Below are 14,223 nucleotides of genomic sequence, written 5' to 3' on the forward strand. Positions count from 1 at the left end.
CAGTCTCCTCAGGCCTTCTTCTCGGCCTTCTCGGCCCGGTACTCGGCGATCACGTCTTCCAGCACGGCCGCGGTGCTCTCCGCGACGGCGCTCCAGCTGAACAGCTCCTTGACCCGGCGGCGGCCGGCGGCGCCCATCTCGGCCCGGCGGGCCGGGTCGTCGAGCAGCCCGGCGAGGGCGGCGGTCAGCGCGCCCACGTCGCCGGGCTCGACCACGTCGGCGCAGAGCCCGTCGGGGCCCACGACCTCGGGGATCGCGCCGGCCCGGGACACGACGAGCGGGGTCTCGCAGGCCATCAGCTCGGCGGTCGGGAGCGAGAAGCCCTCGTAGAGCGAGGGCACGCAGGCCAGCTCGGCCGAGCCCATGAGGGCGACCAGCTCGTCGTCGGTCAGGCCGTTGGCGAACGACACCCGGTCGGCGATGCCGAGCTTGTCGATGAGCTTCTCGGTCACCCCGCCCTCCTTGGGCTTGGTGACGAGGACCAGCTCGAGGTCGCGCTCGACGACGAGCTTGGCGAACGCCTCGAGCAGCACCGAGATGCCCTTGAGCGGAGCGTCGGCGCTGGCCATCGCCAGGATGCGCCCGGGGACGCGGGGTGCCGGCGAGGGCATGAACCGGTCGTCGACGCCGAGCAGGATCGTCTCGATGCGGTCCGGGTCGACCTTGAACTCGCGGACGACGTCGCGCTTGGACGACTCCGAGGGCACGATCACCCGGCGCAGCCGCGGCGCGGCGCGCTTCTGCTGGTTCAGGAAGGAGTACCAGCGCCACACGCCGATCTTGGGCAGCTCGAAGCGCCACTTGGAGCCCTGCTTGCGCTTGGCCCACACCGCGGCGGCGAGCTCGATGCGCCGGTCCATGGTGATCGGGTGGTGGATCGTGGTGGCCAGCGGCAGGCCGACACCCGCGGGGTCCTCGATGTCGAGCAGCGGCGTGGCCAGCGTCTGGTTGTCGAAGACGACGTCGAAGTCGTCGCGTCGCCCCTTCAGCACCTTGACCACGCGCTTGCTGAAGGTGACCGGCTCGGGGAAGGCCCCGCTGCGCATGGTCAGCCACTCCTCGACGTCGATGAGGTCGCGGTACTCGCTGGGACGCGGGTTGCGGAACTCGTCACCGGGTCGGTAGAGGTCCAGGCTCGGCACCTTGGTCAGCGTCACGCCCTCGTCGAGCTCGGGGTAGGGCTGACCGGAGAACACCTCGACGGTGTGGCCGAGCGCGGCGAGCTCGCGCGTGAGCCGGCGGATGTAGATCCCCTGGCCACCGACGTGCGGCTTGCTGCGGTAGGACAGCATTGCGATTCGCATCAGGTACTTCTCCCCTTTTCGGGCTCCCGGGGAGCAGGGCCGAAACAGAAACGTAGTGGAACGTGTTCCAAATTATGCGCTACTTGCCGGTAGCCTATCGACTGGGTCCAGAACGACCCGCCTCGTCGCAGCACCTCACAAGGAGTACCGGTGACCATCGCGAACCCGTCCACGTCCGACGACCTCGGATCGGCCGCACAGCGGGAGCGGCGCAAGCGCATCCTCGACGCGACGTACGAGCTGGCCAAGTCGGGCGGCTTCGACGCGGTGCAGATGCGCGCCGTGGCCGAGCACGCGGACGTCGCCCTCGGCACCCTGTACCGCTACTTCCCGTCGAAGATCCACCTGCTGGTCTCGGCGCTCGGCCGTCAGTTCGACGAGGCCGCCACCCGGCTCAACGAGCGTGAGATCCCCGGCGACAACCAGGCCGACCGCGTCCTCTACGTGCTCAAGCGGATGGCCCGCGGCATGCAGGGCGACCCCAAGCTGACCGAGGCGCTGACCCGGGCCTTCATGTTCGCCGACAGCAGCGTCGCCGCCGAGATCCACGTGGTCGGCATGGCGATGACCTCGATCGTCACCCACGCCATGCACGGCGGCGAGCCCAGCGAGGGAGCCGTCTCCGACGAGGACGTCGCCGTGGCGCGCGTCATCGGCGACGTGTGGCTCTCCGCGCTGGTCTCCTGGGTGACCGGCCGCTCCACGGCTGCCGAGACCGCGCAGCACATGGAGACGGCGATCCACCTGATCCTCCGCGACTGACCCCGTGCGGGGCCGTCAGGCCCCGAACGCGTGGGTGCTGGTGACGCCGCCGTCGACCGCGATCTCCGCGCCGTTGATGTACGACGACTCGTCGCTGGCGAGGAAGACGTAGACCGGCGCGATGTCATCGGGCGTGCCGACGCGACGCAGCGGCACCTTGCTGGCGCCGTACTCCATCGCGGCGTCGCCGCCGTGGACCCGGGTCATCGGAGTGTCGATCATGCCGGGGTGCACCGAGTTGACCCGGACGCCCTTGGGGCCGAGCTCCATCGCCGCGCACTTGGTCATGCCGCGGATCGCCCACTTGGTCGCGGCGTACGCCGTGCACGACGGCATACCTGCCAGGCCCTCGACGGAGGAGGCGTTGATGATCGAGCCGCCGCCGTTCTTGCGCATGGTGCGGCTGACCGCCTGCATGCCCAGGAAGACGCCGAGCTGGTTGACCCGCCAGACGAGCTCGACCTCCTCGACGGGCATCCGCTCGATGTCACCGAAGCGGAGGATGCCGGCGTTGTTGGCGAGCACGTTGACCGGGCCGAAGCGCGTGTTGGCGTCCTCGACCAGCGCGGTCCAGGAGGCCTCGTCGCTCACGTCGTGGTGGGCGAAGTGGGCCGCGGCGCCGAGCTCGTCGGCGAGCGCCTGGCCCTGCTCCTTGGCGACGTCGGCGATGACGACCTTGGCGCCCTCGGCGACGTAGGCGCGCACGATCGCCTCGCCCTGGCCCATCGCACCACCGGTGACGATCGCGACCTTGTTGTCCAGACGTCCCATGGCTACACCGTCAGCTTCATGATCGAGTCGGCGGCGAAGCCGACGTTCGGGTCGCGATCGGCGAAGAAGCCGCCGAGCTGCTTGTCGAGGTCGTCGCCGGTCCACAGGTCGCCGGCGGCGTCGAAGCGCTGCTCCACGACCGGTGCGGCGACCAGGGCCACCATGCCGCCGTACACGACGAAGACCTGGCCGGTGATCCGCTCGGCGGCCGGCGAGGCGAGGTAGGCGACCAGCGGCGCGACGTGGTCGGCCGAGTAGGGGTCGACGGCCTTGCCGGAGGCGTCCTCGCCGAAGACCTCGGCGGTCATCGCCGTACGGGCGCGGGGGCAGATCGCGTTGGCGCGCACGCCGATGCGCGACAGCCCGCGGGCCGTCGACAGCGTCAGGGCGGCGATGCCGGCCTTGGCCGCGGCGTAGTTGGCCTGACCGGGCGAGCCGCCGAGGAACGCCTCGGAGGCGGTGTTGACGATGCTGCCGTAGACCGTGCCGGACTCGCTCTCCTTGGCCTTGCCGCGCCAGTAGGCGGCGGCGTTGCGCGAGAGCAGGAAGTGGCCGCGCAGGTGGACCGCGATGACCGCGTCCCACTCGTCGTCGCCGAGGTTGAAGAGCATCCGGTCGCGGGTCATGCCCGCGTTGTTGACCACGATGTCGAGACCGCCGAGCTCGACGGCGGCCGCGACCATGGCGTCCGCCGTGGCCCGCTCGCTCACGTCCCCCGGTACGACGACCGCCTGGCCGCCGAGCGAACGGATCTCGTCGACCGCGTCGTCCCCGGCCCCCGGCAGGTCGTTGACCACGACCCGCGCCCCGGCCCTCGCCAGGGCGACCGCCTCCGCGCGACCCAGCCCGGCGCCGGCGCCGGTGACGATCGCGACCTTGCCGTCCAGCGACGTCGTCGCCTCCATGCTCACTCCTCCACCAGCGTGATCGCGGCGCGCGGGCAGGCCGCGACGGCACGCTTCACGTTGTCGATGTTCTCGTCCGTCGTGTGCTCGGTGCTCAGCTGCAGGAAGTCGTCGTCGTCCAGCTCGAACACCTCGGGCGCCATCGCCTCGCACAGGCCGTTGGACTCGCACAGGTCGAAGTCGACCTTGATCTTCATCGTCATGCCCTCTCTCAGGTCATCTTCCGGTGGTCCCACGAGGCGACCCGGTCGGGGTGGATGATCACGCCGACCCGCTTGGTCGCCTGCTTCTCGACGGTCTGGGCACCGATCTCGCCGAGCGCCTCGAACGAGTCGACGCCGAACATCCGCACCGAGACGGCCTTGCCGATCTCGAGGATGCGGTCGCGGTCGCGCACGATCTCGGCGCGGCCCTCGATGGAGACGCCGCGCAGCTCGAAGTAGTCGGTGCCGTCCTCGACCAGCGCGGTCACCCGGGGGTCGCGCTCGAGGTTGATGATCTTCTGGCTGCGGCCGTAGGTCCAGAAGGCGATCTTGCCGTCCTGGACGTCGTAGAAGAGCGTCGTGAGGTGCGGGAAGCCGTCCTTGCCGTTGGCGGCGACCTGGACCTTGATGTTCTCCTGGAGCAGGCCCTGCACCTCCTCGTCGCTCAGCTTGACCTTGTCGCGTCCAGCGCTCATGGGGGTCAGCTCCCTTCCGAGGAGTGTCCGGGGAAGACGTGGGCCGAGGGGTCGACGACGACCGCGGCGTTGTTGACGGCCGTGGCAGCCTCGCCGAAGCCGACCGCGATCAGCCGGACCTTGCCGGGGTACTCCGTGATGTCGCCCGCGGCGAAGACCCGGGGCAGGTTGGTGCGCATCGACGGGTCGACGACGAGGTGGCGGCGGTGGGTCTCCAGACCCCACTGCTGGAGGGGGCCGAGGTCGGCGATGAAGCCGAGGGCCGCGACCACGGCCTGGGCCGGGCGGACCTCGGGGACGCCGTCGACGCTGAGCTCGACCTCGGCGAGCGGGCCCGTCGTACCGCCGGCGGCGTCGCGCAGCGCGCTCACCTCGGCCTTGGTCACGATCGAGACCGACGACGCGCGCACCTGCTCGACCGTGCGCTCGTGGGCCCGGAAGGCGTCGCGGCGGTGGACCAGGGTCACCGAGCGCGCGATGGGCTCGAGGTGGTGGGCCCAGTCGAAGGCGCTGTCGCCGCCACCGACGATGACGACGTCGAGGTCGCGGTAGGGCTCGAAGCTCGGCACGAAGAACTCCACGCCGCGCCCGACCCAGCTCTCGGCGGCGGGCAGCGGGCGCGGGCTGAACTTGCCGATGCCGGCGGTCACGATGAGCGTCTTGGCGCGGACCCCGGTGCCGTCGTCGAGGGTGAGCGTGAGGCCCTCGTCGTCGGTGGCCAGCTCGGTCGCCGTACGGCCGAGGAGCTGCTCGGGCTTGGCGACGAGCGCCTGCTCGACCAGTCCGTCGACCAGGTCGCGGCCCTTGACCGACGGGAATCCGGCGACGTCGAGGATCGCCTTCTCCGGGTACATGGCCGTGATCTGGCCGCCCAGCTCGGGCAGCGAGTCGATCAAGGCCACCCGGAGGCCGCGGAATCCGGCATAGTAGGTCGCGAACAGCCCGGTCGGACCGGCACCGACGATCGCGACGTCGCAGTCGACCTGGCTCGCTCCGCTCACGGGTGTAGGCACCCCCGAACTGTAACGTGTTCTAGTTCGTCTTGTCTTCGTTCGGGGACGGCGATTCGGCCGGCGCCGGCGCCCCGGACTGCGCCGCGCCGTCGGAGGCGTCGGTGTCGAGCTTGTCGACGAGCCAGCCGTGGTCGGTGTGGACCATCGTGACGAGCACCTTGAAGGGCGTCACGACCGTCTCCTTCTTGCCCTCGCGGGTGCGCTCGACGACCTGGTTGAGGAAGATCAGCGCCTCGAGCCGGGTCCGGCTCGCCCGGACGGCACCCTGGGCGACGACGCTGGCCTGGACCACCGTCTGCTGGCCGACGACCTGCTCCTCGATGTCGGTCGCGGTCTCGCGGTACTGCTTCTCGAAGCGCGCCGTCATCAGCTTGGCGGCGGCGTCGACCTCGGCGGCGTACTTCTTGTAGTCGACCGCGACGATCTCCTGCGCTGCCTTGGCCGCGGCCTCGACGCCGTCGCGGGTCTGGAGCGTCGCGGCGACGATGGGCCGGCCCTTGGGCACGGTCAGCGTGGTCGCACCGTCGGCGCCCGTCGTGCCGTCGTCGTCGCCGAGCGTGTCCACCGCGAGCAGCACGAACTGGGCGACCAGCGCCACCGTGACGAGCACGAGCGTGGCGATCAGGACGCGGGTGGTCTTGGGCCGGGCCAGGATGCTGGGGCGGCTCGGGCCGGCCGGCGGGACGGCAGCCTCGGGAGCGTCCGCGGCTTCGGGAGCGTCCGCGGCCTCGGGACCGTCCGCGGCCTCAGGCGCGTCCGCGGTCAGGTCGTCGACCTCGACCTCGGCGTCGACTTCAGCGTCGGCGTCGGCCGGGCGCCCGGGACCGGCACCGACACCGGGGGCCTGGCCCGCGATCTTGCGCGGGCGCGGCGTCTGTCCGCGCGAGCTGGCGGGACGGCGGGGCGTGGGGCGGCTCATCGGGTCTTGTCTCCTCAGCCCAGCGCGACGTACTGGAGGTCCTTGGTCAGCCAGCGACCGTCCTCGAGCACGAGCTCGAGCTGCAGACGGTAGTTGCGGGCCTCCTCCTGGAACTGGGTGGTCTTGTTCTTCACGACGCCGCTCGTCGCGACGATCACGGTCGCGGTGTCGTCGTCGCCGGCGACCAGGCCGGTCCAGACGACCTTGGCGACCATGTCGGACTGGGCCTCGTTGGCGAGCTTCTTCAGCGACGTGGCGCCCTTGGCGTACTGGTCCTTGAAGTCGCCGGTCGCCATCGAGGTCACGGCCTCGATGGTCCGGTCGGGCTCGCGGTAGTCGAAGTTGACGAAGGCGGTGACCATCTTGGAGGCGGCCTCGAGCTGGGCGGCCGTGCGCTTCTGCTCGGCCTCGTCGGCGAGAGGGACGGGCTCGACGACGCCGCGGCCGACGTCCTCTCCGGCGCCGGAGACGACGTCGGTGCCGTCGACGGTGTCGCCGGAGGTGACGTGGATGTAGAGCAGCAGGATCGCCACGCAGCCGCAGATGACCGTCGCGGCGTAGAGGGCGATGTTGAGCCGGACGCGACTGCGCTCGTCCGTCACTTGCCCGCCACCGGACCGATCAGCAGCCACTTCCACGCATCCCCTCCCAGTACGGACAGGTTCTCCGGCTGGTTCAGCCTGACCGGATTGCCCGCGGTGTCGACCAGACCCGGCACTGCCCCCGTGGCCGGATCGTAGGTGTCACTGTAGACGCGGCCGGGCGAGGCGCGGTTCTTGCGGTAGCCCGGTGCGTACTTGCTCCCCCGCATCACGTACGGCGGCCCCGCGGTGCAGCTCACCTTGGCCGGCTCGGCGTCCGTGAGGTCCTGCGTCGAGCGCCAGTCCTTGGGGGGAACGTAGCCCTTGGTGCAGGGCGGGACGCTGTAGTCGAACTGCAGGTTGACGTGGCCCCAGCCGTCGGAGGTGCTGCCCGTCGGACCGCCGGCGATGAGCGCCGGGTAGGTCACGAGCAGCTGCTCGATGCCGTCGAGCTCGCTGAGCAGGACCTGGTTCACCGAGACCAGGTCGCCCAGCAGGATCGGCACCGTCGGCTCGAGCTGGCGCAGCAGCTGGTCGACCTCGCGGGCCGCGCCCGGGGTCGCGCTGAGCACCTTGCGCAGGTCGCCGTCGCTGCCGCGCAGGGTCGTGGTGATCGTGTTGAGGTCCTGGGAGAACTTGCGGATGTTCTCCTTCTGGCCGCGCTGCGTGCGCAGCACGGCCAGACCGTTGTCGAGCAGCGCGATGGTCTCGTCGGTGTGCTCGCTGGCCTCGGCGATGAACGCCTGTCCCCCGTCGAGCAGCTGCTGCAGGTCGGTGCCGGTGTCGTTGAACATCAGCCCGAGCTCCTCGACGACCGTCTGGAGGCTGCCCTTGTCGACGGAGTCGACGAACCGGCTCAGGTCGACCAGCAGGTCGCCCTCGTCGACCGGGAGCGACTTGTCGCTGCCGGTGAACCGGGTGCCGTTCTCGGCGTAGGGGCCCTTGTCGTCGGGCGGCTGGAAGTCGAGGTACTGCTCGCCGACCGCGGAGAGGTTGTGCACGAACATCGGGGCGTCGCGCGGCAGCTTGGTGCCGTCCTTGAGGTCGAGGGTGAGGTCGACGCCGTCCTCGGTGGTGTCCATCCGCGAGACCCGGCCGATCTTGACGCCGCGGTAGGTCACCTCGCTGCCCTCGAAGAGGCCGCCGGAGCCGGGCAGGCTCGCGGTCACGGTCAGCCCGCGCCCGGTGATCTTGTCGACCAGGCCCAGGTAGCTGGCGCCGATGTAGGTGATGCCGACCGCGCTGAGGACGACGAACGCCATCAGCCGGATCCGTACGCCGCGACTCATGCGACACCTCCGAGCAGGCTGCGCGTCGATCCGTTGTCGTACGACGACGGTTGGGTGCCGAGCAGCCCGCGGGTCAGGCCGCTGAGCGGGCCGTCACTGCCCAGCAGGCCGCCCTTGCCACCGAGCAGGCCGCCCAGGTCGAGGTCGGGCAGCGCGCGGAGCAGCTTGCAGACGGGGCTGTCGCGGATGGTGCGGTCCTGGCACTTGGTCTGCAGGTCCTTGAGCAGGTTGACGTCGCTGAGCACCTGCAGGCAGGCCGAGCTGGTGAGCTTGCCGCTCTTGAGGCACTGGCCGACCTGATTGAGGACCGCCTCCAGGTCCGGGAGCTGGATCTCGGGCAGGCCGAGCGTCTTGTAGAGGTTCTCGAAGTTGAGGTCGGCACGGATGATCGTGTCGGCGTAGTCGCCCTTGACGATGTTGTTGGCCGTCTGCGGGAACGGGAAGCTGATGAGCAGGTTGAGGCCGGGGGCCAGCTGCTCGTCGGCCTCGGTCAGCTTGCGCAGCACCGGGCTGAGGTCGCGCAGGATGCTGAGCACGTCCTCCTTGCTGGCGTTGATGACGCGGGTGCCGACCTTGCCGAGCCGGTCGAGCGCGCCGAGCATCTCGATCAGCTCGTCGTGCTGGGCGGAGAGGACGTCGATCGCCGGGCCGGTCGCGTCGAGCGCGTCGCCGATCGTCTCCTTCTCCTTGTTGAGCGTCGAGGTCAGGTTGTTGAGCGACTCGAGCGCGTTGATGATGTCGACCTTCTGCTCGTCGAGCGTGCCGACGACCGAGTCGAGCGAGGAGAGCAGGCTGCGCAGCCGGTCCTCGCGGCCGTTCATCACCAGGTTGGCCTCGCGGGTGATCGTGCCGAGCTGGGCGACGCCGCCACCGCTGAGCAGGAAGGACAGCGCACCGAGCACCTCCTCGACCTCCGGGTTGCGGCCGGTCTTGGCGAGCGCGATCTCGTCGCCCTCGGAGAGCCGGCCCACCGGCGCCTCCTGCTCGGGCGCTTCGAGGGCGACGTACTTCTCGCCCAGGAGCGAGACCTGGCGGATGTCGGCGATGGCGTTGTCGGGCAGCTTGACGTCGTCGCGCACGATCATCGTGACGCGGGCGTTCCAGCCGGAGCGCTCGACCTCGGTCACCTCACCGACCACGACGTCGTCGACCATGACCGGCGAGCGCGGGACGACGTTGAGGACGTCCTTGAAGTAGGCCGTCACCTCGAACGCCTCATCGGCGTCGACCGGGTGACCGGGCAGCGGCAGGTCGTAGGCGCCGCGGAAGCCGCTGCAGCCGGTGAGGACCGTCAGTCCGACCAGGAGCGCCACCGCGCGGCACCACCGGCCGGGACGACGTGCGTTGCGCGTGCTCACGACCCACCTCCGAGCAGGTTCTCCATCGTGGCGCCGTCGCCGGTCGAGTAGGACACCTCGGCCGGGCGCGGCACCGCGATGCCCCGGTCGGTGTCGGTCGCGCCGGTCTGCTTGGCCTTGCCGCCGGGCAGGGCGGTCTTGAACTCCGGGGGCAGCCAGGGCAGCTTGGTCAGGATCGGCTCGATGAGCTTCTCGATCAGCATGCAGGCGGTGTTCTTGAGCGCCTTGGGCATCGCCGGGTTCTGCTGGATGAACGAGCAGATCAGGCCGTCGACGTCCCAGACCAGGCCGCCGATCGCGAGCCGGGAGTTCTGGCTGCCGGTGACGTGGTCGAAGCCCATGTGCAGGTTGCCCATCGCGACCGGCGCGATCTTGACCGCGGTCTCGATGTTGTCCTTCTCGGACACGATCGTGTTCATCACGTCGGTGAGCTTGCGGATGTCGGTGACGAAGGCGTCGCGGTTGTTCTTGACGAAGCCCCGGACGCTGCCGACGGCCTTGGCCACCGCCGCGACGGCCTGCTCGAGCTCGTCGCTCTCGTCGGCCAGCATCGCCGAGACCCCGGTGAGGTCCTGCATGAACGCCCGCACCAGGCCGTCGTTCTCGGCCAGCGTCTTGGTGAACTTGGCGAGCTGGCTGACCGTGTCGAACAGCGGGCCGGCGCCGTTGCCGAAGGTCTGGGCGGCCTGGGCCAGGTCGCGGATCATCTGGTTGCCCTTGGCACCCTGCCCGGCGAACGCCTTCTCCCCCGCCGCGAGCAGGTGGTCGAGCGTGCCGTCCTTGTTGACGCCGTTGGGGCCTAGGGCCCGGGTCAGCGTCTGCAGGCTGCTGTAGATCCGGTCGAGCTCGACCGGCACGGCGGTCTCGGGCAGGGCGATGTCGGCACCGTCGGCCAGCACCGCGCCGCCCTCGAAGACCGGGGTCAGCTGGACGAAGCGGTCGGCCACGAGCGTCGGCGTCACGATGACGGCCTGGGCGCTCTTGGGCACCTTGTACGACGCGTCGTACTCCATCTCGACGCGGACCGAGTTGCCCTCGGGGATCACCGAGGTCACCTTGCCGACGTTGACCCCGAGGATCCGCACGTCGGTGCCCTCGTAGACGCTGACCGCGCGCGGGAAGTGCGCGGTGACCGTCTTCATCTCGGCCGGCGAGCGGAAGACGTTGACCAGGACGCCGAGCAGCAGCACGACGCCGATGGCGACGAGCACGCGCTTGTCGACGCGCTTGAGGATCGTGGACACCATCGCGATCACCCCTGGAACCCGGGCACGAACTCACCGGTGGGCAGCGCCAGGAGGTTCGCGGCGTACGCGTCGAACCAGGGGCCGGTACCGATGATGTTGCTGAGGATGGACACGTAGGGGCCGAGCGCGGCGAGCGTCTCCTTGATCCTCTGCTTCTTCGAGACCAGGAACGAGACCAGGCCGTCGACCTCGGCGAGCGCCGGCGCGATCTGCTTCTCGTTGTCCTTGACCACCCCGCGCAGCTCGACCGCGAGCGAGCGAGCGTTGACCAGCAGGTCGTGCACGGCGGCCTTGCGCTTGGTCAGCTCCTGGAAGACCAGGTCGCTGCTCTTCATCAGGTCGACGATGTCGTCGCTGCGGTCGGCGAGCACCTTGCTGACCTGCTTCGAGCTCTCGAAGAGCGTCTGGATCTCGGCGTCGCGCGCCGCGACGCTGCGCGAGAGCCGGGAGATGCCGTCGAAGGAGGCCTGGATCTCGGGCGCCGAGACGTCGAGCGTGTCGGCCACCGTGTCGAGCGCCCGGGAGAGCTGATCGGTGTCGATCTCCTCGGTCGTCGTGGTCAGGTCACCGAAGACGCCGACGATGTCGTAGGCGGCCTTGGTCCGGTCCATCGGGATCGTGCCCCCGTCGGCGAGCTGGCCCTTGCCCACCGGCTGGAGGTCGAGGTACTTCTCACCGAGCAGGTTGAGCACCTCGATCGAGGCGTGGCTGTCGGGCCCGAAGTCGACGTCCCCGTCGATCTCGAACGTCACCTTGACCCGGTCCCCCGCCAGGTCGACCGCGCTCACCCGGCCGGCGCGGATGCCGCCGACCTGGACGATATTGCCCTTGTGGATGCCGCTGGCGTCGCTGAACTCCGCGTAGTACGTCGTCCCGCGGAAGCCGGGGAACTTGCCGAGGTTGAAGGTCGCCGCCGAGACCAGCGCCATCACCACCAGGGTGATCACGCCGAGCCGGATGATCCGGGCGTCGCGGGCGTCGCTGTCGCGGCTCATCGGCGGCACCTCGGGGCGGTCGAGCGGAACTGGAACTTGGTGATGTACTCCTGGATCTCCTTGATGATCGGCAGGTTCGCGATCAGCGGGAGCCGGATCCGGGCGGAGACGCCGCAGACGTAGTACTGGTACCAGGACCCGTAGGTGCCGGTCCGGGTCTGGTCGGTCATCGTCTCCGGCATCCGGTCGAGGAGCTCGGCCAGGTTCTCCCGGTTCTCCTTCTTGTTGAGGAGCTTGGAGAGCGCGCGCAGCGCGGCGATGTCCTCCTTGACCAGCGGCCGGCCCCGGCGCAGCAGGTCGGCGACGGTCACGGTCAGCTCGGAGATGTTGTCGAGCGAGGAGCCGATGGTGTCGCGGTCCTTGGCGAGGTCGGTCATCCAGTCCTTGAGCTCGACGATGAGCGTGCTCAGCTGCTGGTGGCGGTCGTTGACCGTGCTCAGCGTCTGGCTGAGGTTGGTGATCACGTCGCCGATGAGCTGGTCGCGGTCGGCGAGCGCCGAGGTCAGCGAGGCGGTGTGGTCGAGCAGGCTCTTGACCGTGCCGCCCTCGCCCTGGAGCACCTGGACCAGGTTCATGCTCAGCTCGTTGACCTGGTCGGGCGTCAGCGCGGCGAACAGCGGCTTGAAGCCGTCGAAGAGCACGGTCAGGTCGAGCGCCGGCTCGGTGTTGTCGGCCGGGATGGTCGCGCCGTCGGCGAGCGTCTTGGCGTCCTTGCCGCCGCTCCCCTGCTCCAGCGCCATGTAGCGGTCGCCGACCAGGTTGAGGAAGCGGATCTTGGCCAGCGAGGCGGTGGTCAGCTTGACCCCCGCGTCGACCTTGAAGGTCACCTTGGCCATCGTGCGCCGGTAGTGCTCGACCTTCTTGACCTCGCCGACGTTGACGCCCGCGACGCGGACGTCGTCGCCCTTCTCGAGCATCGTGGCGTTGGCGAAGATCGCCTGGTACTGGTTGCGGTCGCCGAAGCCGACATTGCCCATGATGACGGCGAGCAGACCGGTGACCAGCACCGAGACGACGGTGAACACGGCGAGCTTGATCGCCGCCGAGATCGTCGTGGCGTTGCGGCTGTTGCTCATCCGGCTGCCTTCCCCTCGCGCACGACAGGGCCGTAGAGCAGCGACCCGAGGGAGCCGTAGGTCTCCGGCGCGCGGCCGCTCTCACCGGCCAGCATCGCGTTGACCACGCGCTGCTCGGCCTCGCTGCCGGCGTACCCGCTGTCGATGGCGCCGCCGGCGGTCGGGCGGCCGAGCAGTCCCTGGAGCGGCAGCGGCGAGAAGCCGCCCTTCTCGTCGATGTCCGAGCCCTGGTCGAGCGGGTTCGGCGTACCGGGGACGGTGAACTTGGGCAGTCCGGCGCACCACGGACCGTGGCCGACCTCGCCGTACTCGGGGAGGTCGCGCTCGTCGTAGGGGCGGAACTGCGGGTTGAAGAACTCGATGTACTGCTTGACCCAGCCGCCCTCGAAGGTCTTGGAGAGGATCGGCTCGTAGTTGGCCGCACCGCGGATCAGGCAGGGGAACTCCGGGGAGTACTCCGCGAGCAGGCCGACCACCGGGGCGGTGACCTGGCCCATCCGGATGAGGTTCTGCTCGTTGTCGCCGAGCAGCCGGGTCGAGGTGTTCGCCAGCCCGGTCAGGTCGGAGAAGAAGACGTCGAGGTCGGCGGCCTTCTCGGTGATGGTCTTGCTGGTGACCGTGACGTTGTCGAGGACGTCGAGCAGGTCGGGCGCCGCCATGTCGTAGGCGTCGGCGACCTCGGCCAGCGCCTGGAGGTCCTTGCGCAGGGTCGGCAGGTGGTCCTCGATCCTGCCGATGTAGTCGCCGAGCTGGTCCATCGTCTTGCCGAGGTCCTCGCCGCGCCCCTCGAGCGCGGTCGCCAGCGCGTGCAGCGTGGCGTTGAGGTCGGCCGGCTGGACCGCCTGGAGCAGCGGGAACAGGTCGGCGAGCACCCGGCTCAGCTCGACGTTGGTCTCGACCCGGTCGGACGGGATGACGTCGCCGTCCTTGAGCGGTCGCGCGGCGTCGCCGTCCGGGCGGATGAGCGCGACGAACTTCTGGCCGAAGAGCGTGGTCGGCACGATGTGGACGCCGATGTTCGACGGGATCTTCTTGGCGGCGTCGGGGTCGAGCGCGAGCGTGATCTCGGCCTCCTCGCCGTCCTGGTCGATCTTGTCGACCCGGCCGACGAGCACGCCGTTGATCCGCACGTCGCCGAACTTGGCGAGCTGCAGACCGGCCCGGTCGGCCTTGACCTTGACGGTCGTGACGCTGTCGAAGGTCTTGTTGTAGATCGCGATCGAGAGCCACATGAGCAGCGCGAGCACGCTCAGGAAGACGACTCCGGCGACGAGGAGCCGGTTGTGCTCCTTGGCGCTGTCGTGATGGATGTTCACCAGCATCG

Annotated in this window: 15 protein-coding genes; 1 reads left to right on the forward strand and 14 read right to left on the reverse strand. The window is 69.8% G+C overall.

Annotated features, from left to right (window positions below):
* Nucleotides 1-8: 8 nt before the first annotated feature.
* Nucleotides 9-1,304 carry a glycosyltransferase family 4 protein gene (locus tag CCO04_RS15165; RefSeq protein ID WP_215814989.1) on the reverse strand — a complete coding sequence of 432 codons (1,296 nt, stop codon included), beginning with the start codon at nucleotides 1,302-1,304 and terminating at the stop codon, nucleotides 9-11.
* Nucleotides 1,305-1,454: 150 nt separating this feature from the next.
* Between CCO04_RS15165 and CCO04_RS15170 the strand changes: the two genes are divergently transcribed.
* The gene (locus CCO04_RS15170; protein WP_215814990.1) at nucleotides 1,455-2,066 is read left to right on the forward strand and encodes a TetR family transcriptional regulator; all 612 of its coding nucleotides are present in this window, start codon (nucleotides 1,455-1,457) and stop codon (nucleotides 2,064-2,066) included.
* Between the two features lie 15 nt (nucleotides 2,067-2,081).
* On the opposite strand, the gene CCO04_RS15175 is transcribed toward CCO04_RS15170, so the two are convergent.
* From CCO04_RS15175 to CCO04_RS15235, 13 genes are read right to left on the reverse strand one after another with little or no spacing between them, the layout of a single operon-like run.
* Nucleotides 2,082-2,837, reverse strand: a complete 756-nt coding sequence (locus CCO04_RS15175) for a glucose 1-dehydrogenase (RefSeq protein WP_215814991.1) — start codon at nucleotides 2,835-2,837, stop codon at nucleotides 2,082-2,084.
* Nucleotides 2,838-2,839: 2 nt separating this feature from the next.
* Nucleotides 2,840-3,742 carry a 3-oxoacyl-ACP reductase gene (locus CCO04_RS15180; protein ID WP_215814992.1) on the reverse strand — a complete coding sequence of 301 codons (903 nt, stop codon included), beginning with the start codon at nucleotides 3,740-3,742 and terminating at the stop codon, nucleotides 2,840-2,842.
* Nucleotides 3,743-3,744: 2 nt separating this feature from the next.
* The gene (locus CCO04_RS15185) at nucleotides 3,745-3,939 is read right to left on the reverse strand and encodes a ferredoxin (protein WP_215814993.1); all 195 of its coding nucleotides are present in this window, start codon (nucleotides 3,937-3,939) and stop codon (nucleotides 3,745-3,747) included.
* Between the two features lie 14 nt (nucleotides 3,940-3,953).
* Complete coding sequence (locus CCO04_RS15190) at nucleotides 3,954-4,421, reverse strand: pyridoxamine 5'-phosphate oxidase family protein (RefSeq protein ID WP_215814994.1); 468 nt, start codon at nucleotides 4,419-4,421, stop codon at nucleotides 3,954-3,956.
* A gap of 5 nt (nucleotides 4,422-4,426) precedes the next feature.
* On the reverse strand, nucleotides 4,427-5,434 hold the full coding sequence (locus CCO04_RS15195; RefSeq protein WP_308281246.1) for an NAD(P)/FAD-dependent oxidoreductase: 1,008 nt from the start codon (nucleotides 5,432-5,434) through the stop codon (nucleotides 4,427-4,429).
* A 19-nt stretch (nucleotides 5,435-5,453) separates the two neighbouring features.
* Nucleotides 5,454-6,353, reverse strand: coding sequence for a hypothetical protein (locus CCO04_RS15200; RefSeq protein ID WP_215814995.1), 900 nt, complete (start codon nucleotides 6,351-6,353; stop codon nucleotides 5,454-5,456).
* A gap of 14 nt (nucleotides 6,354-6,367) precedes the next feature.
* Nucleotides 6,368-6,955, reverse strand: a complete 588-nt coding sequence (locus CCO04_RS15205) for a hypothetical protein (RefSeq protein ID WP_215814996.1) — start codon at nucleotides 6,953-6,955, stop codon at nucleotides 6,368-6,370.
* Nucleotides 6,952-8,223: an MCE family protein gene (locus tag CCO04_RS15210; RefSeq protein ID WP_215814997.1), complete on the reverse strand. Its 1,272-nt coding sequence runs from the start codon at nucleotides 8,221-8,223 to the stop codon at nucleotides 6,952-6,954. The genes CCO04_RS15205 and CCO04_RS15210 overlap by 4 nt, the downstream gene beginning before the upstream one ends.
* Complete coding sequence (locus CCO04_RS15215) at nucleotides 8,220-9,581, reverse strand: MCE family protein (protein ID WP_215814998.1); 1,362 nt, start codon at nucleotides 9,579-9,581, stop codon at nucleotides 8,220-8,222. Before CCO04_RS15215 ends, CCO04_RS15210 begins: the two co-directional genes overlap by 4 nt.
* Nucleotides 9,578-10,828, reverse strand: coding sequence for an MCE family protein (locus CCO04_RS15220; RefSeq protein ID WP_215814999.1), 1,251 nt, complete (start codon nucleotides 10,826-10,828; stop codon nucleotides 9,578-9,580). The genes CCO04_RS15215 and CCO04_RS15220 overlap by 4 nt, the downstream gene beginning before the upstream one ends.
* A 5-nt stretch (nucleotides 10,829-10,833) precedes the next feature.
* Nucleotides 10,834-11,823, reverse strand: coding sequence for an MCE family protein (locus tag CCO04_RS15225; RefSeq protein ID WP_215815000.1), 990 nt, complete (start codon nucleotides 11,821-11,823; stop codon nucleotides 10,834-10,836).
* The gene (locus CCO04_RS15230; RefSeq protein WP_215815001.1) at nucleotides 11,820-12,899 is read right to left on the reverse strand and encodes an MCE family protein; all 1,080 of its coding nucleotides are present in this window, start codon (nucleotides 12,897-12,899) and stop codon (nucleotides 11,820-11,822) included. The genes CCO04_RS15225 and CCO04_RS15230 overlap by 4 nt, the downstream gene beginning before the upstream one ends.
* On the reverse strand, nucleotides 12,896-14,221 hold the full coding sequence (locus CCO04_RS15235; protein ID WP_215815002.1) for an MCE family protein: 1,326 nt from the start codon (nucleotides 14,219-14,221) through the stop codon (nucleotides 12,896-12,898). The genes CCO04_RS15230 and CCO04_RS15235 overlap by 4 nt, the downstream gene beginning before the upstream one ends.
* Between the last annotated feature and the right edge of the window lie 2 nt (nucleotides 14,222-14,223).

It is taken from the genome of Pimelobacter sp. 30-1 (genome assembly GCF_018831735.1).
GTDB lineage: Bacteria > Actinomycetota > Actinomycetes > Propionibacteriales > Nocardioidaceae > Nocardioides.

Excerpts from the sequence above, each read along its gene's own strand:
- CCO04_RS15165 (WP_215814989.1), bottom strand. The coding sequence starts at position 1,304 with ATGCGAATCGCAATGCTGTCCTACCGCAGCAAGCCGCACGTCGGTGGC.
- CCO04_RS15175 (WP_215814991.1), bottom strand. The coding sequence starts at position 2,837 with ATGGGACGTCTGGACAACAAGGTCGCGATCGTCACCGGTGGTGCGATG.
- CCO04_RS15180 (WP_215814992.1), bottom strand. The coding sequence starts at position 3,742 with ATGGAGGCGACGACGTCGCTGGACGGCAAGGTCGCGATCGTCACCGGC.
- CCO04_RS15185 (WP_215814993.1), bottom strand. The coding sequence starts at position 3,939 with ATGAAGATCAAGGTCGACTTCGACCTGTGCGAGTCCAACGGCCTGTGC.
- CCO04_RS15190 (WP_215814994.1), bottom strand. The coding sequence starts at position 4,421 with ATGAGCGCTGGACGCGACAAGGTCAAGCTGAGCGACGAGGAGGTGCAG.
- CCO04_RS15200 (WP_215814995.1), bottom strand. The coding sequence starts at position 6,353 with ATGAGCCGCCCCACGCCCCGCCGTCCCGCCAGCTCGCGCGGACAGACG.
- CCO04_RS15210 (WP_215814997.1), bottom strand. The coding sequence starts at position 8,223 with ATGAGTCGCGGCGTACGGATCCGGCTGATGGCGTTCGTCGTCCTCAGC.
- CCO04_RS15220 (WP_215814999.1), bottom strand. The coding sequence starts at position 10,828 with ATGGTGTCCACGATCCTCAAGCGCGTCGACAAGCGCGTGCTCGTCGCC.
- CCO04_RS15225 (WP_215815000.1), bottom strand. The coding sequence starts at position 11,823 with ATGAGCCGCGACAGCGACGCCCGCGACGCCCGGATCATCCGGCTCGGC.
- CCO04_RS15230 (WP_215815001.1), bottom strand. The coding sequence starts at position 12,899 with ATGAGCAACAGCCGCAACGCCACGACGATCTCGGCGGCGATCAAGCTC.
- CCO04_RS15235 (WP_215815002.1), bottom strand. The coding sequence starts at position 14,221 with ATGCTGGTGAACATCCATCACGACAGCGCCAAGGAGCACAACCGGCTC.